Origin of the sequence: Paraburkholderia ginsengiterrae (assembly GCF_001645125.1) — a bacterium.
Taxonomy (GTDB): Bacteria; Pseudomonadota; Gammaproteobacteria; order Burkholderiales; family Burkholderiaceae; genus Paraburkholderia; species Paraburkholderia ginsengiterrae.
In genome coordinates this window covers 119,558-140,263 of the sequence record NZ_LXKA01000154.1, presented here as the reverse complement: position 1 = coordinate 140,263, position 20,706 = coordinate 119,558, and the positions used below count along the sequence as shown (strand labels likewise).

Annotated in this window: 18 protein-coding genes, 1 rRNA gene and 1 pseudogene; 13 read left to right on the top strand and 7 right to left on the bottom strand. The window is 61.9% G+C overall.

Annotated elements, in window-relative coordinates; genetic code table 11:
• Positions 1-194 precede the first annotated feature (194 nt).
• Positions 195-308, top strand: a 5S ribosomal RNA gene (rrf, locus tag A6V37_RS12950).
• Between the two features lie 138 nt (positions 309-446).
• Here the strand turns inward: rrf and A6V37_RS43330 are convergent.
• Positions 447-560: pseudogene (locus A6V37_RS43330) on the bottom strand (lipocalin family protein); the annotation flags it as partial.
• 213 nt (positions 561-773) lie between these two features.
• On the opposite strand from A6V37_RS43330, the gene imuA reads away from it, so the two are divergent.
• Genes imuA through A6V37_RS12935 form a run of 3 tightly spaced genes read left to right on the top strand, consistent with a single transcriptional unit; the run spans position 774 to position 6,872 of the window.
• Positions 774-1,613, top strand: coding sequence for a translesion DNA synthesis-associated protein ImuA (gene imuA, locus A6V37_RS12945; protein WP_064266363.1), 840 nt, complete (start codon positions 774-776; stop codon positions 1,611-1,613).
• Complete coding sequence (locus A6V37_RS12940) at positions 1,513-3,288, top strand: Y-family DNA polymerase (protein ID WP_064266362.1); 1,776 nt, start codon at positions 1,513-1,515, stop codon at positions 3,286-3,288. Before imuA ends, A6V37_RS12940 begins: the two co-directional genes overlap by 101 nt.
• Positions 3,289-3,293: 5 nt before the next feature.
• Positions 3,294-6,872, top strand: a complete 3,579-nt coding sequence (locus A6V37_RS12935) for an error-prone DNA polymerase (RefSeq protein WP_064266361.1) — start codon at positions 3,294-3,296, stop codon at positions 6,870-6,872.
• On the opposite strand, the gene A6V37_RS12930 is transcribed toward A6V37_RS12935, so the two are convergent.
• Positions 6,843-7,829 (bottom strand): dTDP-4-dehydrorhamnose reductase family protein, encoded by a 987-nt coding sequence (locus tag A6V37_RS12930; RefSeq protein WP_242665756.1) that lies wholly within the window; start codon positions 7,827-7,829, stop codon positions 6,843-6,845. The two genes, A6V37_RS12935 and A6V37_RS12930, sit on opposite strands and share 30 nt — an antisense overlap.
• An 18-nt stretch (positions 7,830-7,847) precedes the next feature.
• A complete protein-coding gene (locus tag A6V37_RS12925) occupies positions 7,848-8,099 on the bottom strand; it encodes a heavy-metal-associated domain-containing protein (protein WP_064266360.1) in 252 nt (83 codons plus the stop codon).
• Between the two features lie 123 nt (positions 8,100-8,222).
• Here A6V37_RS12925 and cueR point away from each other — a divergent pair, with 123 nt between their 5' ends.
• From cueR to A6V37_RS12910, 4 genes are all read left to right on the top strand, one after another.
• A complete protein-coding gene (gene cueR, locus A6V37_RS12920; protein WP_064266359.1) occupies positions 8,223-8,645 on the top strand; it encodes a Cu(I)-responsive transcriptional regulator in 423 nt (140 codons plus the stop codon).
• A 305-nt stretch (positions 8,646-8,950) separates the two neighbouring features.
• Positions 8,951-9,097, top strand: a complete 147-nt coding sequence (locus A6V37_RS39080) for a DUF3563 family protein (RefSeq protein WP_075643481.1) — start codon at positions 8,951-8,953, stop codon at positions 9,095-9,097.
• Positions 9,098-9,327: 230 nt separating this feature from the next.
• Positions 9,328-9,681, top strand: coding sequence for a hypothetical protein (locus tag A6V37_RS12915; RefSeq protein ID WP_064266358.1), 354 nt, complete (start codon positions 9,328-9,330; stop codon positions 9,679-9,681).
• A 282-nt stretch (positions 9,682-9,963) separates the two neighbouring features.
• Positions 9,964-11,004, top strand: a complete 1,041-nt coding sequence (locus tag A6V37_RS12910; protein ID WP_064266357.1) for an ABC transporter substrate-binding protein — start codon at positions 9,964-9,966, stop codon at positions 11,002-11,004.
• 131 nt (positions 11,005-11,135) lie between these two features.
• Here A6V37_RS12910 and A6V37_RS12905 read toward each other — a convergent pair whose 3' ends face one another.
• The gene (locus tag A6V37_RS12905) at positions 11,136-11,981 is read right to left on the bottom strand and encodes a 23S rRNA (adenine(2030)-N(6))-methyltransferase RlmJ (protein ID WP_064266356.1); all 846 of its coding nucleotides are present in this window, start codon (positions 11,979-11,981) and stop codon (positions 11,136-11,138) included.
• A gap of 233 nt (positions 11,982-12,214) precedes the next feature.
• Positions 12,215-13,186 carry a potassium channel beta subunit family protein gene (locus A6V37_RS12900; protein ID WP_064266355.1) on the bottom strand — a complete coding sequence of 324 codons (972 nt, stop codon included), beginning with the start codon at positions 13,184-13,186 and terminating at the stop codon, positions 12,215-12,217.
• A gap of 223 nt (positions 13,187-13,409) precedes the next feature.
• Between A6V37_RS12900 and A6V37_RS12895 the strand changes: the two genes are divergently transcribed.
• Together A6V37_RS12895 and A6V37_RS12890 are read left to right on the top strand one after the other, a co-directional pair.
• Entirely contained in the window at positions 13,410-14,207 is a 798-nt protein-coding gene (locus tag A6V37_RS12895) for a 3-hydroxybutyrate dehydrogenase (protein WP_064266354.1), read from the top strand.
• A gap of 10 nt (positions 14,208-14,217) precedes the next feature.
• A complete protein-coding gene (locus A6V37_RS12890) occupies positions 14,218-15,450 on the top strand; it encodes a DUF3734 domain-containing protein (protein ID WP_064266353.1) in 1,233 nt (410 codons plus the stop codon).
• A 133-nt stretch (positions 15,451-15,583) separates the two neighbouring features.
• Here the strand turns inward: A6V37_RS12890 and A6V37_RS12885 are convergent, their stop codons facing one another.
• Positions 15,584-16,783, bottom strand: coding sequence for an amino acid aminotransferase (locus A6V37_RS12885; RefSeq protein ID WP_064266352.1), 1,200 nt, complete (start codon positions 16,781-16,783; stop codon positions 15,584-15,586).
• A gap of 379 nt (positions 16,784-17,162) precedes the next feature.
• On the opposite strand from A6V37_RS12885, the gene uvrB reads away from it, so the two are divergent.
• On the top strand, positions 17,163-19,256 hold the full coding sequence (uvrB, locus tag A6V37_RS12880) for an excinuclease ABC subunit UvrB (protein WP_064286041.1): 2,094 nt from the start codon (positions 17,163-17,165) through the stop codon (positions 19,254-19,256).
• A 157-nt stretch (positions 19,257-19,413) separates the two neighbouring features.
• Here uvrB and A6V37_RS12875 read toward each other — a convergent pair whose 3' ends face one another.
• Complete coding sequence (locus A6V37_RS12875) at positions 19,414-19,653, bottom strand: hypothetical protein (protein ID WP_064266350.1); 240 nt, start codon at positions 19,651-19,653, stop codon at positions 19,414-19,416.
• Here A6V37_RS12875 and A6V37_RS12870 point away from each other — a divergent pair.
• Both A6V37_RS12870 and A6V37_RS12865 read left to right on the top strand, forming a co-directional pair.
• Positions 19,653-20,201, top strand: coding sequence for an iron transporter (locus A6V37_RS12870; protein WP_064266349.1), 549 nt, complete (start codon positions 19,653-19,655; stop codon positions 20,199-20,201). The genes A6V37_RS12875 and A6V37_RS12870 overlap by 1 nt on opposite strands.
• A 140-nt stretch (positions 20,202-20,341) precedes the next feature.
• The gene (locus A6V37_RS12865; RefSeq protein WP_064266376.1) at positions 20,342-20,674 is read left to right on the top strand and encodes a cupredoxin domain-containing protein; all 333 of its coding nucleotides are present in this window, start codon (positions 20,342-20,344) and stop codon (positions 20,672-20,674) included.
• Positions 20,675-20,706: the final 32 nt, after the last annotated feature.

Genomic DNA, 20,706 nt, shown 5'->3' with positions numbered 1-20,706 from the left:
GGCAACCCCCGAAGGGGGCACATGTGAACCCCCAGACGGGTTTGCAGAACACACAGGTTGAGATCAGTGTTGTGCCAGAAACAACACAACCCCCGAATCTCCCTCTGGTGAGCATCACCAGAAACTATTTCTTCCAGATTGGCTGTGGCGCCGGGTTGACCAAAACCCGCATGCGACGCAGCAACCCGTCAAAGCCTGATGACCATAGCGAGTCGGTCCCACCCCTTCCCATCCCGAACAGGACCGTGAAACGACTCCACGCCGATGATAGTGCGGATTACCCGTGTGAAAGTAGGTCATCGTCAGGCTCCCCCTGCAGTATCAGAAACCCCACCCCCAAAAGGTGGGGTTTCTGCGTTTACGGCGCAAGAAAAAATCGCTGTCTCATGGCAAATGGGGCGACGCACGCAGAGCACGCGGCCGGACACCACCGCGCATGTCCACCTTCAGTCCTTCCCCAGTCGCAGCGCGTTCGCGTAGCCTGTCAATTCAAGATACGCGCGTCCCACCTCCACACCTTCGCGGCTCACCCGCACCGCGCCTTCCCAATCGCCGCTTCCTCCCCCCGAACCCGGCCCAAGTCTCGTCCGCGTAACTCGTTCTACACGCGACTTCATTCCCCCTTCCCTAAAGCCCTTCCTGCGCGCATCGCCGGCCGCGCTTTGTCTTAACATCACTCTCAAAATACTGTATAAATATACAGTAAAACTCGCGACTTCCTGCTTGCCCGATGCCGGGCAGGGCGGAGTGTTCCCTATTGAAAGAGTGTGTCTATGGCAGCAGCGATTCAGCTCGCGACAACTGCACTGCCGTCGCAATTGCGACGGCAGGTGTGGCAGGGCAATGAGCTTGCCGAGGCGGACTCACGTGTGATTTCCAGTGGCTATGCCGCGCTGGACCAACTGTTGCCGGGACAAGGCTGGTCGGCCGGCGGTCTGACGGAGCTATTGGTCGAGCATGGTGGAGTGGGTGAAGTGCGCCTGCTGGCCTGTGCGCTTCGCCATCTGACGAAACAGGCCGGGCGGCATGTCATGCTCGTCGCACCTCCATATCAGCCCTGTGCTGCTGCCTTGAGAGCGTGGGGCGTCGATGTCGGGCGTGTCTTATGGGTGCGCACGAATGAAGATCAAGCCCTGTGGGCTGCAGCCCAGGCATTGAAGCAGGACGGCATCGGCGCGGTGCTGGTGTGGTTGCCGAATGCGCGGGCCGATAGGGTTCGGCGTCTGCAAGTGGCGGCACAGGAGTCGGCCGCACTGGCATTCTTGATTCGGCCTGTCGAGGCAACCACACAATCTTCCCCAGCGCCATTGCGAATGATCTGCAAACCGCTCTTGCCGGCCAATGCGCAGACGATCAACCGTCGTCAATGGCTGCAGGAGATTGGTCTGTCGATCGACATCTTCAAGCGTCGAGGGCCACCGCTATCTCAGCCTCTTCATCTCGTTTTGCCTTTACAGAGTGTCCTGTTGCCGGAAAACGGAGTCGGCAGCCATCAAGGACCAGAGATCAAACATGCTGTGGATCGCAGTCACATTGCCACTCTTGTCGCTGGAAGCGGTGAAGCCTCTCGAGCCGCTCCCGGATGGCTCGCCCGCGAAGCCGAGTCGGCGTGAGCCATGCGACGAGGCAAGCTCATCTCAAGATGCCGAAAACATCGTCGAGAGGCATTGTTACGCACTGGCCGATCACGCGCACATCGTCATGCCTGACTTCGAAGCATTGTGCGCCGGCGTGCATGCGGGGCATTCGCGCTCCTATGCATTGGCATTGGCGCCGGGGCTTGAGTTGCTGGCCGCCGATACCGCACGCGAAACTCAGGCATTCGAATCAATAGCGCTCGCCTTGCTGACGTACACACCGAAAGTGTCCCTCGCCGATGCGCACACCCTGTTGCTGGAAGTCGGTTCCGGTTTGCGGTTGTTCGGCGGTTTGCGCACGCTGTTGTCGAAGGTGTCCGCCACGGTGGCTGAATTCGGCTATACGGCGCGCTTCGCCTGTGCGCCGACTGCCTGGGGGGCATGGTTGTTGGCGCAGGCACGCGCCGCTCGGCAGGGGCGTCGGTGGCATGTGGTGAAAGGAACTTCGCTCGCGCGCGTCCTCGATGATTTGCCCGTATCGCTGCTGCCGGTGATGCAAGCGCATCGCGATGTGTTTTCTCATGTCGGCTGCACGACGCTGGCGGATTTGCGTCAGTTGCCAAGACAAGGTGTCGTGCGACGCTTCGGCAGCGGCATTCTGGATCTGCTGGCGCAGGCATATGGCACGCGCCCGGATCCCCGCGAGTCGTTTCGCGCGCCGGCATCGTTTCATGCTCAATTGGAGTTGCCATCACGAGTCGATAATGCCGATGCATTGCTGTTCGCCGCGCGTCGGCTGATTGTGCAATTGGCTGGCTGGTTGAGCGCGCATCATGCGGCGCTCAGCGGTTTTACCTTGCTGCTCGAGCATGAATTGGCATCCCGTCATGCGCCGAAGACATCGAGTCTGACGCTCGCGTGGGCCATCCCATCGCGTGATGCCGAGCATCTGATCTGGCTGCTGCGGGAAAAGCTGAATCAGACCGTGCTGGCGGCGCCGGTCGTCGAGTTGAAGCTGGTTGCGGATCAGATTAGCGAATCCGCCGGGCAGTCGGATACCTTGTTTCCCATGCCGGAATCAGACGGTGATTCGATCGCGCGTCTGCTCGAACGCCTGAGCGCACGGCTGGGGCCGGAGAATGTGCTGCAGATGTCGGTGCAGGATGATCATCGTCCTGAGCGGTCAATGCGTGTCGAGGCTTACCAGGCACAGGCGTTTTCACGCAAGACGCGTTCGCCGGCAAAGTCCCGTCCGGCAATCAAGGCGGATAAAACCTGGCTGACCGATGGGTTGCGGCTCGCGGCCGCTGAGGAAGGACGCGAGGACAACAATGCAATACACGACGCATCCATCGAGCCGGCCACCGAGCACTTCGCTGAGGCGGGCATCACTGGAAACACTCGCCCGCTCGCACCGCAATCTGACACTGCGCAGGCATCGCTCGATCTGCCCGACAGTGCGTTGCCCTCGCAGCCTCGCCCCGTCTGGATGCTCGACAAGCCGCTACGCCTGATGATGCGCGACCAGCGGCCGATCTATCGCAGGCCGCTGAAAATGCTTACACGCACCGAACGGATCGAGGCCGGGTGGTGGGACGGCAATCGTGTCGAGCGGGATTACTACGTCGCGGCCGACGACCGCGGCCACATGTTCTGGGTGTATCGCGAACGTTTGAGCGGCGAGTGGTATTTGCAAGGTTTGTTCGGCTGAGCACCATGATCACATCCTCCTCACCGTTGCTCTCGCAGCAGGCGCTCGCGACCCACTTGCCGGACTATGCGGAGTTGCACTGCCTGACTAACTTCTCGTTTCTGCGCGGCGCCTCGCATCCTTCTGAACTCGTCGTGCAGGCGATGTCGCGTGGCTATAGCGCGCTCGCGATCACCGATGAATGCTCGCTGGCCGGCGTCGTGCGCGCTCATACCGCATTGAGGGAAATCAAGCAGGAGCGGGACCGTCAGTTGAAAGAGCGCGAGGACAAGGCGACAGCGGCGCGCTCGGGAACGCCTTTGGAAGAGGCGGTGAAAGCCAAACCCGCGCAACAGGAGGCTGCGGAATCCGAGACATTGAAACCCATCCCTCAGCTGATTATCGGCAGCGAACTCAATCTGACCGACGCCGCGGGCGAGCCCTTTTGCACTCTGGTTGCGCTCGCAACCAATCGCAACGGCTACGGTAATCTTTCCGAGCTGATTACGCTGGCACGATCGCGCGCGGACAAAGGCAGCTACCGCCTCGGCCCATCTGACTTCACCGATTCGCTGCCTCATCTGGCGCATCTGAGAACGTTGCCCGAATGCGTGCTGATCCTCGTGCCACAGCGTACGGCGACGCTCTCGCACACGCTGCGGTGCGCGCATTGGCTCGCATCATTCGCCGCACAGCGTGCGTGGATCGCGCTCGAGCTCTGGCAAACGGGTAGCGACGATCTTCAGATCGACGCCTTGCGTATGATTTCAAAAGCGAGCGGGTTGCCACTGGTCGCAGCGGGCGGCGTTCTGATGCATGCCCGATCGCGCAAGCCTTTGCAGGACACCATGACCGCCATCGGCCTCGTCACGCCGCTATCGGCGTGCGGCAGCGCGCTCGAAGCGAATGCGGAGCGGCATATGCGTACGCGCGTGCGTCTGGGCAAGCTGTATCCGCGCGATACGCTCGAAGAAACGTTGCGGGTCGCCGCGCTATGCCACTTCTCGCTCGATGAACTCAAATATGAATACCCCGAAGAACTGGTGCCCGCAGGCGAGTCGCCATCGAGCTATTTGCGCAAGCTGGTCATGGCGGGTGCGATGGAGCGCTGGCCACACGGTATGGACCTGAAGCGGATCGGTCAGATCGAGAAGGAGTTGGGGCTGATCGCTGAACTGAAATACGAGAAGTATTTTCTGACGGTGCACGATATCGTGAGTTTCGCGCGCTCGAGAAACATTCTGTGCCAGGGGCGAGGCTCGGCGGCGAACTCGGTCGTGTGTTATTGCCTGCATGTGACGGAAATCGATCCGGTGAACATGAACATGCTGATCGAGCGATTCATCTCGCGCGCGCGCAACGAGCCGCCTGACATCGACGTCGACTTCGAGCATCAGCGGCGCGAAGAGGTGATTCAATACATCTATACGAAGTATGGCCGTCATCGGGCAGCGCTGACCGCATCGCTGATTACGTATCGCGCGCGTAGTGCACTGAAAGACGTCGGCCGGGCGTTGGGCCTCGAGGCGTCGTTGATCGAGCGGATCAGCAAGTCGCAGCAATGGTGGGACGGCACGGATGCGGTCGCCAAATACCTGGCCGAAGCGGGCTTCGACGCTAACTCGCACATCACGCAGAATCTGATCCGCCTCACCAAAGAGTTGCGCGGCTTTCCGCGTCACCTGTCGCAACACGTCGGCGGTTTTGTAATCGCGAAAGATAAACTGTCGCGACTCGTGCCGATCGAGAACGCGACGATGAAAGACCGCAGCGTGATCGAGTGGGACAAGGACGACATCGACGCGCTCAAGCTGCTGAAAGTCGACGTGCTGGCGCTCGGCATGTTGTCGGCGATTCGGCGCGCACTGGAATTCGTCGCGTTGAGGCGCGGCTTTCCGGAATTCCGGGTGCAGGATATTCCGCGCGAGGATCCGGCCGTCTACGAAATGTGCGGCCATGCCGATACGATCGGCGTGTTCCAGATCGAATCGCGGGCGCAGCAAAGCATGCTGCCGCGACTGAAGCCGAACAAATACTACGATCTCGTGATCGAAGTGGCGATCGTACGGCCCGGACCTATACAGGGCGGCATGGTGCATCCTTATCTGCGTCGCAAGCAGGGTCTCGAACCGGTTGATTACGCAAAAGACGAATTGCGGCCGGTGCTCCAACGCACGCTCGGCGTGCCGATTTTCCAGGAGCAGGTCATGCATCTGGCGATGGTTGCGGCGAAATATACCGGGGAGCAGGCCGATCAGTTGCGGCGCGCCATGGCCGCGTGGCGGCGCACCGGCCACCTCGAGAGGTATCAGCAGGATTTGAGTGAGCGCATGGCAGCACGCGGTTATGAGAAGGAGTTTATCGAGCGCATCTGCAAACAAATCGAAGGTTTCGGCGAGTATGGTTTTCCGGAGAGCCATGCGGCGAGCTTCGCCTTGCTCGTGTACCTCAGTGCGTGGTTAAAGCGCTATGAGCCGGCTGCTTTTCTGGCGGGTTTGCTGAACAGTCAGCCGTTGGGGTTTTATTCGCCGTCGCAACTCGTGCAGGACGCGAGGCGCCACGGCGTCCAGGTCCTGCCGCCCGACGTGACGCTGAGCGACTGGGAGTCGGCACTCGAAAGCCCCGGTCATGAAGGGCAGCGTATTTCACCGGCTGAGACCTGTTTGCATCGTCAGCAGACCGTACTATCTGCGCAGCATTTGCGTGAACTTTCGCTGCGGCGCCTGACGGTGAGCAGGACGATCCGGCGCGCGGCGAGGCGATTGGCTGCCCGCGTGTTTCAGCCGTCGAACACGTTCGGCGCGCGCGGTCCCGCTGTGCGCATCGGCATGCATCTGATCAAAGGGTTCTCGCAGGGGGCAGCGGAACGCATCATGGCGGCCCGCAATGAGGCACCGTTTACCGATGTCGACGATCTGGCGCGCCGCGCGGCCTTGACGCGGCGCGATCTCGAAGCGCTCGCCGCAGCGAACGCGCTGGTCAGTATCGCGGGGCATCGGCGCGAGGCGTGGTGGGCGGTGACGGCGCAACACATCGTGCCCAGGCTGCTGCGCGATGCGCCGATCGCCGAAGCGCCGCTGACGCTGCCGCAGGCAACCGAGAGCCGTGAGATTGTCGACGACTATGCGAGCATCGGCCTCACGCTCAATCGCCATCCGCTTGCGCTATTGCGCACACGCCTCGCCGGGCAGCGCTTTCGCACGGCGGCCGAACTCGCCGCGTGCCGGCACGGCACGCTCGCGCGGGCATGCGGGATCGTCACCGTGCGGCAGCGGCCGGGCACGGCAAACGGCACGGTATTCGTTTCCATTGAAGACGAGACCGGTTCGATCAATGTGATTGTCTGGCCGTCGCTGGTGGAAAAGCAGCGCAAGGTGCTGCTGGGCGCGTCGCTGCTGGCGGTCTACGGTGTCGTGCAGCGCGATGACGGCGTGGCCACCGGCGGCGACGATGCTGGCAACGGGGGGCGCGAACCTCAGGCAGGTAAAGCAGGTAAGGCGAAACAGCTGCATCAGGGCGAGGTGATCCATCTCGTCGCCCATCGCCTCGAGGACCACAGCGAATGGCTCGGCGAACTAGCCACGGCGAGCCGCGACTTTCATTGAAACCGAATTGCGGTGGTCAAATTCGCTTGCCCTCTGTCCGGCCCGCGGATCGCCGCGCCACGGAAAGGCGGCCAACACTTGCCGAATCGCTGTATCGAATGGCGTGCGACGGCCGATTCCGAGTGCCTCGAGCCGGTTCGAGGCCAGGTGACAGTTGTGCGGGCGCGGCGTCGCGTCGGCCGGCGTGAGTTGCGGTGTCAGGTGCGCCTCGAGTCGCAATGCAACGGCCAGGCGCACCGCGATCTCGTACTTGTTCATTGGTTCGTCGCCCGACCATTGCGCAATGCCGCGAATCGCGTCGCCCCGCGCATGCAGTTCAAGCATCTGCCGGATCACGAAGGCGACGTCCGGCGTGAAGGTGGGGTAACGGATCGCCCAGGCATCCATGACGGCGGGCTTGCCATCCGGTACAGCCGACGCGGCGATCGCCGGCACGAGACTCGTCACGGCCGATTCCGCCCAACTGACGATCGGCCCGTACAGCAGCGGCAACCGCAGCACGCAGCCTAGATCGGTCGTTTCGGTCAGCGCGCGCTCGCCTTCGAGCTTGCTGCGCCCATAGGCATTGAGCGGTGCGGGCGCGGAATCATGCTGGTAGGGCGGGTGTGTGCCGTCGAAGACGTAGTCGGTGGAGATCGACAGCGTCCATGCGCCGCACCGGTTTGCCGCCGCGGCCAGCGTGCGCACTGCATCGACATTCAAGGCTCGGGCCAGCGCCGGGTCATGCTCGCACACATCCGGCCGGCGCTCCGCCGCGGCGATCACGAGCGCATTCGGCGCCTCGCGCTCGACGAATTGCTCGACGGCCCGTACGTCCCGGATATCCAGCGCAACCGAGTTCGGCGCCGGTCGGCTGAACGCCGTGGCCACGATCTGCCAGCCGGCCTGCTGCGTCAGCTCGTCGACCAGCGCGCGGCCAAGCAGCCCGGAGGCCCCGATGACGGCAACTTTGAACATGATGTTTTCGCTCGCTGATCAGACTGCGCCGCCGGCCACGCCGCTTGTTGCCCCGCCCGTAGTCCCGCTTGCCACGCCCGTCACCGTGTAGCCGGCGTCGTCGATGGCGGCCTTCAGCGCCTCGACCGATTGCGCGGAATCGACCGCCACGCGCCCCGATGCGAGATCTACCGCGACCCGAGCGCTTTCATCATGCTCGCGAATTGCGTTCGTGACCGCCGTCACACAATGTTGGCAGCTCATGCCTTCCACCTGGAATTCAATCGTCATCGGGATGCCCTCGAAAAAATGGATGTTGCGAAAGTTGAATTATGCCTGCCGATCCGCACTTGAGTGACTGACCTTCCCATCATGGGAAGGTGTACGATCGGTGTAGATACTGGGGAAACGGCCATGAATATCGGTGAAGCGGCCCGCGCGTCGGGCGTTACGGCGAAAATGATTCGCTACTACGAAAGTGTCGGCTTGCTGGCGGCAAAAGCGCGCACGAACGCCGGCTATCGCATCTACGGCCCACAAGAGGTCCACTCGCTGCGGTTTATCCGCCAGGCCCGCCGGCTCGGCTTTCTCGTGGAAGACATCCGCCGGCTGCTGGCGCTTTGGCATGACCGCTCGCGCGCTAGTGCCGAAGTCAAGACAATCGCCCTGGAACACGTTGCGGAACTGGATCGGCGCATTGCAGAACTGACGGACATGCGTGACACATTGGCGCATCTCGCCGACCATTGCCACGGCGATGACCGTCCGGATTGTCCGATTATCGAGCGGCTCGCCGATACCGATCTGGTCTCAGGGCAGGGATGTCATCCGATTTGACACAGGTTTACGGTAACGAGTGCAACCTGAAGGCCAATTTTGTTGCAACCGCCCGTCATTTGCACCACTGTTGTGCGAAAACAAATGTGGGGCCGGATTGATTGGACGAAAAGGTCATCCTGAAATCATTAAAATCAATAACTTGCATGCACCGAAAATGTGCGTCATTCCAAAACGGAATGCACGTCATGCGGGCATTTCACTAGCCAGGTTGCACCATAGGGCTATAATTCGGGTTAACCCTTTTACGGGAAATCCCTGATGCCCAATCCACCGGGGATTCAATCTGATCCTTGGAGAACATCATGTTTGCATACGTACTTGAAAAGCTGAGCACCTGGTTTGAAGCAGCCGAACGTAACCGTCGTGAAGCCTACCTGGCGTCGTCGTCGGACATCGTCCAGCTCGAACAGCGTATCCGCTCGCTCGAAACCAGCGGCTACTCGCTGTAAGTTTCAACTGCATCAGGTTTGACCTGGCGGCGCCTGTCGCGCGGCTATTGCAGTTAAAGCGTTAAGCCCCGTCCATGCGGGGCTTTGTCACATCTGGACCACGAGAATTGCTCTCGCGCGGCGCCCACGAACTACCTGTGGCGAATATCGACTAGCTTCGCGGCTACCGTCGCGGTAAGGTAAGACGTTTTCCGCGCAATCCGGCTTCCTTGAACTCAACCGGTCCGCCCATGTCACCTGTCCGCCCGCTCAAACTCATCCTGGCTGTGGCCCTTGCCGCCTCGCTGACTACGGTTTTCGCCGTGTCGAACGCATTTGCCGCGTCGGCCAGCGAGCGCAAGCCGCTGATTCTCGATTCGCAGAGCGGTATCAGCGACGGCCAGAGTGGCACCGTGCTGCAGACCGCGCCGCTGTCGCGGCAGCCGATTGTCGGCGCCCAGCCGATCGCAGCGCCCGCCGAACTGGCGCCGAATTCGTCGATGCCATACATTGTCGCGCCGTATATCCAGTTGCCGGTCGGCGGCGGCACATCGCCGCAACCCCAACCGCAGCTGCAGCCACGCCCGGTGCCTCGGTCGCAATAAGCGTTAGCGGCGCGACTGCGCCGCGCAGCCGTTCTCTTTCACTCCCGCCAACACCTTCGTTGCCTCTGATCGAGTGAACCGCTCACGGCGGGGCAGCCACATGCATGGATACGACGTCCACCCACGCGCCTCACGGATGGTGCGCGCCATTCGGGTTTGGGCGCATGGCGCGGGTGAAACCGTCCAACGACAATCGTTGCGCGGTCTCTCGCCGGCGACTCGGACCGAGCGTCCCGTCCGGCGCCACCGCTTCGAAAGACAATCAGAACAAGGAGACATCGAATGCCGACTCACTGGATGCGGCGGGCCGCTGGCGCCTGCGTCACACTCTTTGCGCTGGCGGCGCTTCCTGGCGCCGCATTGGCGAAAGACACACCTGAAAAGCCGACGTTGACGATGGCCGTCGGCGGTTTGCCGGGTCTTTACTATTTGCCGGTGCTTGCCGCGCAGCAGTTGGGCTATTTCAAGGACGAAGGCCTCGACGTCACGCTCGAAGATTTCGCGGGCGGCTCTAAAGCGTTGGAGGCCGTGGTAGGCGGCAGCGCCGACGTGGGCGCCGGTGCGTTCGAGCACACACTCTTCATGCAGGCAAAGGGGCAGCATTACCGGGCGTTCGCCCTGATGGGCCGCGCGCCGCAGATCGTCGTCGCGGTGCTGAAGTCGAAGGCAGATCAACTCAAGACGCTGGCCGACTTCAAGGGCGCGAAAGTCGGCGTGAGCGCGCCGGGCTCGTCGACGGATCTCGTGCTCACCGTGGCGCTGCGCAAAGCCGGCGTACAGCGCAACGAGATTTCGGCAATCGGCGTGGGCAGCGGTGCCACGGTGCTGGCCGCGGTGGGCAGCGGCCAGATCGACGCGCTTTCCAACGTCGATCCGATGATCACCAAACTGACCCATAGCGGCGCGATCAAGGTGCTGGTCGACACGCGCACGGTGAAGGGCACGCAGGAGGTGTTCGGTGGAACGATGCCGGCGGCGACGCTGTACGCACCGGAAACATTCATCCAGAAATATCCGAAGACGACGCAGGCGCTCGCCAATGCAATCGTGCGCGCGGACCACTGGCTGCAGACCGCAAGCGACGCCGATTTGCTGAAGATGGTGCCGCCGGCCTATCTGCTCAACGATCCGACGCTCTATGTGGACGCATTCCACAACGTGCGCGACGCCTATTCGCCGGATGGCCTGATGCCCGCGGACGGCCCGGCAACGTCACTGCGAGCGCTTTCTTCGTTCGATAGCCGGCTCGATCCGACAAAGATCGACCTGAATGCGACCTACACGAACGACTTCGCCCGTAAGGCCGCGGCGCAACTCAAGTAGCCGGGAGAGCGGCCGGCTGAGCATGCCGTTGTGCGCGCGCAGCGGACTGACGAACCCTGTGCGCGCACGCGAAGCCGCAACGTTCAACCGGCCGGACGCGCATGCATTCGGCCGGAACGAAGCGGCGAAACTCAGTCGCCGCGATGCTCCACCTTGAACTGCGCGGCCTTGTCCTCTCCGAGCGCCTGGACCAGCCACGGCATCTGCTCTTTGAGAGATTTCGCGAGCGTATAAGGCGGGTTCAGGATGAACATGCCGCTGCCGAAAAGTCCGAAGCCATCCGCAGGCGGGTTGCTCACGGTCAGGCTCACATGCAGCCAGTTGCGCTCCTGCAGCTTCTTGAGCTGATCTGGGAAGCGCTGCGATTCGGGACGCTTCACCTGCGGGTACCAGACCGCATACGTGCCGGTCGGAAAGCGCTTCAGGCTCTCCTCGACGCTGCGCAGCGTGCGCGTGTAATCGCGTTTGTCCTCATATGACGGATCGAGCAGCACCAGCGCACGGCGCGGCGCCGGCGGCAGGAGCGCGAGAATGCCGTCGAAACCGTCGCCGGCGTATAGCATCGCGCGGCGGCCCGCATCGCGGAAATTGTGGCGCAGCACGTCGATTTCGGTGGTGTGCAATTCGAACAGACGCATGCGGTCCTGTTCGCGCATCTGGCGCCATGCGATATACGGCGAGCCGGGATAGAAGCGCAACTGGCCGTCCGGATTGAGCGCGGCCACTTCGTCGACGTACTCGGCGAACATGGGCGGCAGATCCTGGCGCTCCCATAGTTTGGCGATGCCGGTCTGGAACTCGCCGGTTTTGGTCGCGTAACCCTCCTTCAGCGAATAGACGCCGGCGCCCGCATGCGTGTCGATATACCAGTAGGCTTTGTCCTTCTGGCCGAGATAGCGCAAGAGCTGCAATACGACGGCGTGTTTGAGGACGTCGGCGTGATTGCCTGCATGAAAGGCGTGGCGGTAGCTGAGCATGATGAGAGGACGCTGAAAGAGGGCACGCCGGTCTTGGACAGAATCGGCGCTGCGGATGCAATGTGGCAGCACGACGGACATACAACGGACATACGACGCCGCAGTGCTGCGCGGCCGCGTATTGTACGCGAGGCCGAGTTGCGCTTCGCGCTTCGCAGCGCGTTACGCGTAACACGGCCGCGATGCCGCGAGAGCCATGTTACGCGGTCCGGCGCGTGTCCGGTCAGTCGCGGTCAGTCGTGAGCGTCGCCGATGATTTCCTCGATGCGCTCCTTGAGCTCCGGCGTGATGCGCGCGGCCACCTCGGCGGATTTCATGTTCTCGCCGATCTGCTCGACCCGCGACGCGCCCGTGATCACCGTGCTGACGTGCGGATTCTTCAGAATCCAGCCGATCGCCAACTGGCCGACCGTGCAGCCCAATTCATCCGCCACTTCGCCGAGCTTGCCGACGATGTTGTTCTTGCCGGCGTCGGTCACCTGCTTGCGCAACCAATCGTAGCCTTGCAACTGTGCGCGGCTGTCGGCAGGCACGTCGTCCCGGTATTTGCCCGTCAGCAGGCCGGATGCGAGCGGGCTCCACGTAGTCAGCCCGAGACCGATGTCCTCGTACAGCCGCTTGTATTCCTGCTCGACGCGCTGACGGTGGAACAGGTTGTATTGCGGCTGCTCCATGACCGGTTTGTGCAGATGATGCCGTTCCGCGATTTCGTAAGCGGCGCGGATTTCATCGGCGCTCCATTCGGAGGTGCCCCAGTACAGCGCCTTGCCGCGCGTAATCATGTCGCTCATCGCCCAGACGGTTTCCTCGACGGGAGTGTTCGGGTCGGGACGATGACAGAACACCAGATCGACGTAGTCGAGTTGCAGACGTTTCAGCGATGAGTCGATCGCATTCAGCAGATATTTGCGATTCAGCGTGTGGTATTGATTCGGCGCTTCCGTGAGGCCCCAGAAGAATTTCGTCGACACCACATAGCTCACACGCGGCCAGGCCAGCTCCTTGAGCGCCTGACCCATGATTTCTTCAGATTGGCCGCCGGCATACACCTCGGCATTGTCAAAAAAGTTGACTCCCGCGTCGCGCGCAGCCGCGAGCGATTCACGTGCCGCGCGGGTGTCCACCTGGTTGCCGTAGGTGACCCACGAGCCGATGGACAGTTCGCTGACTTGCAGGCCGGAGCGGCCCAGACGTCGATAATTCATGCATGCCTCCGCGTTGGTGATGCCACAGAAATTTCGCTGAAAACCCTCAGTTTAAAGAGATAAGCTTCGATGTGCTTTTTACCGATGGAGTTCGCGCGGTTCATGCACAATAGCAGCGTTGGCCGCAGTGCAGCATTCGGCCGAATGGCCTATGCCGTTTGGCTGACTTCACGCCGCCAGCGGCCCGTGGTCTCATTGCTCATCAACTGCATGGAGGTTTTGGATGTCGTCACTGAACACGAATCTGAATGGCAAGGTCGCGGTGGTTACCGGCGCCGCAAGCGGCATCGGCAAGCAGATTGCGCTGACTCTTTCCGCGGCGGGCGCAGCCATCGCGATCGCCGACCTGAACCAGGACGGGGCGAACGCTGTTGCTGAAGAAATCAAACAGGCCGGCGGCAAGGCAATCGGCGTGGCGATGGACGTCACGAACGAAGAGGCCGTCAACCAGGGCATCGACAAGGTCGCTGCCGAACTCGGCTCGGTCGATATTCTCATTTCCAACGCAGGCATTCAGATCGTCAACCCGATCGAGAACTACGCGTTTTCGGACTGGAAGAAGATGCAGGCCATCCACGTGGACGGCGCCTTCCTCACCACCAAGGCTGCGCTCAAGCACATGTACAAGGACGATCGCGGCGGCATCGTGATCTACATGGGCTCGGTCCACTCGCACGAAGCGTCGCCGCTCAAGTCGGCTTATGTGGCGGCAAAGCATGCGCTGCTGGGCCTCTCGCGTGTGCTTGCCAAAGAGGGCGCCAAGCACAACGTGCGCTCGCATGTGGTGTGCCCGGGCTTCGTACGTACGCCGCTGGTCGACAAGCAGATTCCGGAGCAGGCCAAGGAACTCGGCATCAGCGAAGAAGACGTGATCAAGCGCGTGATGCTGGGCGGCACGGTGGACGGGATTTTCACCACGGTGGAAGACGTCGCGCAGACGGTGCTGTTCCTGTCCACGTTCCCGTCGGCGGCGCTGACCGGCCAGTCTTTTATTGTGAGCCACGGCTGGTTCATGCAATAAGGAGGCACGCATGGCGCAACGCAATCTCAAGCGGGCGCGTGCCGGTGCGCCCGGCGATGGGGCGGGCGCCGGGCCAGCGCCCGCTGCGCATCCCGGCTCGCAGCTCCAATTACCCAATTACGAAACCGTCGCGTTGGTGCTGCAAGGCGGAGGCGCATTGGGCGCCTATCAGGCCGGTGTCTTTCAGGGGCTTTACGAAGCCGGCATCGAACCCAACTGGCTGGCCGGTATTTCAATCGGCGCGTTGAATACGGCCATCATTGCCGGCAATCCGCCGGAGAAGCGCGTCGAACGGCTGCTGCAATTCTGGGAGACGATCTGCCAGCCGGCGTTCGGCCTGCCGTTGCCTGCTTTCTTCGAGCGCGCGTTTTTCGAATCCAGCGAAGCGGTGCGCAAGGCGTTTACGGCAACGCAGGCGTTGGGGGCGATTGTCGAAGGGCAAAAGGGCTTTTTCGTCCCGCGGTTCCCGCCGCCGCTGCCCACGGTATCCGGGCCGCCGCAATCGGCCAGCTACTACGACACCACGCCGCTGAAGGCCACGCTCGAGGCGCTCTGCGATTTCGACCGGATCAATTCCGGCGAAATGCGTGTGTCAGTGGGCGCGGTCAATTGCGGTACGGGAAACTTTGCGTACTTCGATAACAAGCATACGAAGCTGAGGCCCGAGCATTTCATGGCGTCAGGCGCGTTGCCGCCGGGTTTTGCGGCGGTCGAAATCGACGGCCAGTTTTACTGGGACGGCGGTCTGATGTCGAATACGCCGCTCTACGAGGTGATTCAGTCCACCCCGCGTCGCGACACGCTCGCGTTCCAGGTCGATCTCTGGAGTGCGGTCGGACCGGTACCGGACAGTATCGCCGACGTGCAGGGGCGCATGAAAGACATCCAGTATTCGAGCCGCACGCGTCTCGTGACCGATATGCTGCAACGGTCGCAGCGCTTTCGGCACGTGCTGCGCGAAGTGCTGGATCGCGTGCCCGCCGGCGAGCGTGATGACCCGTGGTGCAAGCTGGCCGACGAGCTATCGTGTTCGAAGCGCTACAACGTGATGCATCTCATCTACACGGAGAAGGAGTACGAAGGGCATTTCAAGGACTTCCAGTTCGGCTTGTCGACAATGCGTGAACACTGGAAAAGTGGCCTGGAGGATATCCGTCAATCGCTTGCGCAACCCGATTGGCTCGATATGCCGGATAACGATGCGGGGTTTGTCACGCACGATATCCATCGGGATATGCGTTGAAAGGGCTCTCCGTCAGGCAGCACGGAATGCACGCAACAGGCCGCAAATAGAAAACGGCGCCCGAAACGGGCGCCGTTTTTCACAAGCAGTTCCAGCAGGGCGCGTGCGATAACCGCCCGCGCTCCTCAATGCCTTATTTCAGCACTTGGGCGACCGCGCTTGCCACCGCGTCGAGGTTGCGCGTATTCAGCGCGGCCACGCAGATGCGGCCCGTGCTCACGGCATAGATGCCGAACTCTTCGCGCAGACGGTCCACTTGTGCCGACGTCAGACCCGAGTACGAGAACATGCCGCGCTGTGCGTTCACGAAGCTGAAGTCGCGATCCACGCCGCTCGCCTTCAGGCGTTCGACCAGACCATTGCGCATGGCGCGAATGCGATCGCGCATTTCGGCCAGTTCCGTTTCCCACGTGGCGCGCAGTTCCGGCGACGCGAGCACTGCCGCAACCACCGAGCCGCCGTGCGTCGGCGGGTTCGAATAGTTCGTGCGGATCACGCGCTTCAGTTGCGACAACACGCGAGCGGATTCTTCCTTGCTTGCCGTGATGATCGACAGGGCGCCGACGCGTTCGCCGTACAGCGAGAACGACTTCGAGAACGACGACGACACGAACACGTTCAGTTCCGATGCAGCGAACAGACGTACAGCCGCAGCGTCCGCTTCGATGTTGTCGCCGAAACCCTGATAGGCGATGTCGAGGAACGGCACCAGATTGCGCGCCTTCACGACTTCGACCACCTGCTTCCATTGCTCGACGCTGAGGTCGACGCCAGTCGGGTTGTGGCAGCACGCGTGCAGCACGACGATCGTGCCGGCGGCGTAGCCGTTCAGCGCGCTCAGCATGGCTTCGAAATTCACGCCTTGGGTCTGTGCGTCGTAGTACGGGTACGACACGACTTCGAAGCCTGCACCTTCGAACAGCGCACGATGGTTTTCCCAGCTCGGATCGCTGATCGCGACTTTCGCGTTCGGGTTCAGACGCTTCAGAAAGTCCGCGCCGATCTTCAGCGCGCCCGTGCCGCCCAGTGCCTGCGCCGTCACGACGCGGCCCGCTGCGATCAGCGGCGAGTCGTTGCCGAGCAGCAGTTTCTGCACGGCAGCGTCATAAGCGGCGATACCTTCGATCGGCAGATACCCGCGCGGCAGCGCGGCTTCGACGCGAGCCTTTTCGGCTTCGCGCACGGCGCGCAGCAGCGGAATCTTGCCTTCTTCGTTGAAGTACACGCCCACGCCAAGGTTGACCTTGGTGGTGCGCGCATCGGCGTTGAAAGCTTCGTTCAGGCCCAGAATCGGGTCGCGGGGAGCAAGTTCGACGGCGGAGAACAGAGACATGATGGGTGGGCAGCAGTTGTGAAAAGAGGGCGGCTTCGATCGCGGCGGCGAGGCAGGCGGCGTCCGGCACAAAATGCGGACACGCTGCAGACGCCAGTGCGAGAGCGCAACTTCGCATTGTAACGAATTCGCGACCGTTTTTTGGACGCCAAGGCCTGATGAACGGAATTATTTGCTTGAAAAACAGGCAATCCGGCGCCACGTCGCTGAAACGGATCGGTGCCGATCCGCAACGACACACAAAGGGCCACAACAAAACGCCCTCGCACACGTATGCCGGGCTGCCCGCAGGCGCCCACGTCCTACGCAGACCCGCTCAATCGCCGATTACCGCAACCCGTTAGAATAGTTCTTTGCCCAAGGCCCGGTGCCGCCCCACATGTCTGAACACCATCTGACTGAAGCCGACAATACGCTCGACGAGTCCAAATTCGTCACGTTCGAAGGCTCGCCGTTCCAGCTCTACCAGCCGTATCCGCCCGCCGGCGACCAGCCGACGGCGATCGAGACGCTCGTCGAGGGCGTCGAGGACGGCCTGGCGTTCCAGACGCTGCTTGGCGTGACCGGTTCCGGCAAGACCTTCACGATGGCCAACACGATCGCGCGGCTCGGCCGTCCGGCAATCGTGTTCGCGCCGAACAAGACGCTTGCCGCGCAGCTCTATTCGGAGTTCCGCGAGTTCTTCCCGCGTAACGCGGTTGAGTATTTCGTTTCGTACTACGACTACTACCAGCCGGAAGCGTACGTGCCGCAGCGCGACCTGTTCATCGAGAAAGATTCTTCGATCAACGAGCATATCGAGCAGATGCGCCTGTCGGCGACCAAGAGCCTGATGGAGCGGCGCGACGTGGTGATCGTGGCGACGGTGTCGGCGATTTACGGTATCGGCAACCCGTCCGAATACCACCAGATGATCCTGACGCTGCGCACCGGCGACAAGCTCGGCCAGCGCGACATCATCGCGCGGCTGATCGCCATGCAGTACAACCGCAACGAGGCCGATTTCCAGCGCGGCTCGTTCCGCGTGCGCGGCGACACGATCGATATTTTCCCGGCCGAGCATGCCGAGATGGCGGTGCGCATCGAGCTGTTCGACGACGAAGTCGACACGCTCCAGCTGTTCGACCCGCTCACCGGCCGCGTGCGTCAGAAGATTCCGCGCTTCACGGTGTATCCGTCGTCGCACTATGTAACGCCGCGCGATACCGTGATCCGCGCCGTGGAAACGATCAAGAGCGAATTGCGCGAGCGCCTCGAGTTCTTCTATAGCGGCGGCAAGCTGGTCGAAGCGCAGCGGCTCGAGCAGCGAACCCGCTTCGATCTGGAAATGCTGCAGGAGCTAGGCTTTTGCAAGGGTATCGAGAACTACTCGCGGCACTTTTCGGGCGCGGCGCCCGGCGAGCCGCCGCCCACGCTGGTCGACTACCTGCCGCCGGACGCGATCATGCTGCTCGACGAGTCGCACGTGCTGATCGGTCAGTTGAACGGCATGTACAACGGCGACCGCGCGCGCAAGGAGAATCTGGTCGACTACGGCTTTCGCCTGCCTTCGGCGCTCGACAACCGGCCGCTCAAGTTCAACGAGTTCGAGCGCAAGATGCGCCAGGTGGTGTTCGTCTCGGCCACGCCGGCCGACTACGAGCAGAAGACCGCGGGGCAGGTGGCGGAGCAGCTCGTGCGGCCGACCGGTCTCGTTGATCCGGAAATCGAGGTGCGGCCGGCGCGCAGCCAGGTCGACGACGTGCTGGGCGAGATCAACGAGCGCGTCAAGGCCGGCGATCGCGTGCTGGTCACGGTGCTGACCAAGCGCATGGCCGAGCAGCTCACCGAATTTCTGGCCGATCACGGTGTCAAGGTGCGCTATCTACATAGCGACATCGATACGGTAGAGCGCGTCGAAATCATCCGCGATCTGCGGCTGGGCACCTTCGACGTGCTGGTCGGGATCAACCTGCTGCGCGAAGGTCTGGACATCCCCGAAGTCTCGCTGGTTGCGATTCTCGACGCCGACAAGGAAGGCTTTCTGCGCGCCGAGCGCTCGCTGATTCAGACTATCGGCCGGGCGGCGCGGAACGTGAACGGCAAGGCGATTCTCTATGCCGACAGGGTCACTGACTCGATGCGCCGGGCCATCGACGAAACCGAGCGGCGGCGCGCCAAGCAGGTGGCCTTCAACCTCGCGAACGGCATTACGCCGCGCGGGGTGGTCAAGCGCATCCGCGACATCATCGACGGCGTGTACAACGTCGACGAGGCCCGCGCCGAGCTGAAAGAGCAGCAGGTGCGCGCGAAATTCGAAGACATGTCGGAGAAGCAGCTCGCCAAGGAGCTCAAGCGCCTCGAGAAGCAGATGATGGAGCACGCCAAGAACCTCGAGTTCGAAAAAGCCGCGCAGACCCGCGACCAGCTCGCGTTGCTGCGCCAGCGCGTGTTTGGCGCGAACGTCGGCGATCACGTCGCCGGCATCGAATAAAGCGCCTTCAAACCGCGCTTTCCACCGGCGCGTTCCACCTGCATTTCCCATGACATGGCGCGGCAATCCGCCGCGCCATGTCTATTGCCGGCCCGCAGCCGCCTCAGCGCTGCACATCGCCCGCTACGCCGTCCACACGCGCTTGCTTAAGCCGGCCTTAAGTCCCTGCTGGCACAAGGCTTTGCAACCTTTCAAATTTGTTCTCCCTGGCGATCAATGATAAACTCAACCAATATTGAGAATGGTTCGCATTAACGTTCATTAATTGAAGTACCTGCGCGATTCGCCTGCGGACAATCGCGGTGCTCAGGGCCACGCCCGCCGCACCAAACAAAGTAAGCGCGACGCGTGATGCCAACAGGTTCGATTCCAGTCTGATAAAAACAAGGAGTTTCAATGCGGATTTCTTCATTTGTGCGTGGCGGCGCGGCAGTAGTGGCTGCGGCTGCCGCTCTCTCGGCAACGGCTGCGGAATATCCGATCGGCAAGCATCAGATTCAGGGCGGCATGGAAATCGGCGCGGTCTATCTGCAGCCGATCACGATGGAACCCGAAGGCATGATGCGCAAAGCCTCGGATTCGGACATCCACCTCGAAGCCGACATCCACGCCGTCAAGAACAATCCGACCGGTTTCGCCGAAGGCGACTGGATGCCGTATCTGCAAGTGCGCTACGAACTGACGAAGGCCGGTTCGAACCAGACGCAGAAGGGCGACATGATGGCGATGGTCGCCAACGACGGTCCGCACTACGGCGATAACGTCAAGCTGCAAGGCCCCGGCAAGTATCACCTGAAGATGACCGTCGAAGCGCCGATGCAAACCGGCCATATGGCGTTCGGCCGCCACGTCGACAAGGAAACCGGCGTGGGCGCGTGGTTTAAGCCGATCACGCTGGAATACGACTTTACCTTCGCCGGCATCGGCAAGAAGGGCGGTTATTGATCCCCGTCAATCAATGCGCGTCCACGTGCGCCATGGCGCTTCGTGGCGTGGCCGCGCGTGAGCGAATGGCTGAATGAGTCAATGCAGCAGGCGGCGCGTGGTTGAACAATCCCGCCGCGCCGCGTTTTCCGGAAAGGCTGATGAGAATTAACCGAAAGATTGCGATCCTCGCCACCACATTTTTGCTGGCGGGCGCCGCGCATGCCGCTGATCTGCCCACGTTCAATCTGGAAATGAACGACGGCAAGCTCAACCCGGCGCGCATTCAGGTGCCGGCAGGGCAGCGCATCAAGATCGCGATACGCAATACCGGCAAAGGCGCCGCCGAGTTCGAGAGCGTGCAGTTGCGCAAAGAGAAGGTGTTGGCGCCAGGCGCGGATTCGTTCGTCGTGATCGCTCCGCTCGAGCCGGGCGAGTACAAGTTCTTCGACGATTTCCATCAGCAGGCGCAGGGCGTGATCGTCGCGAAGTGATGACCTGGGCGCGAACGCATGCCTTCGGCCGT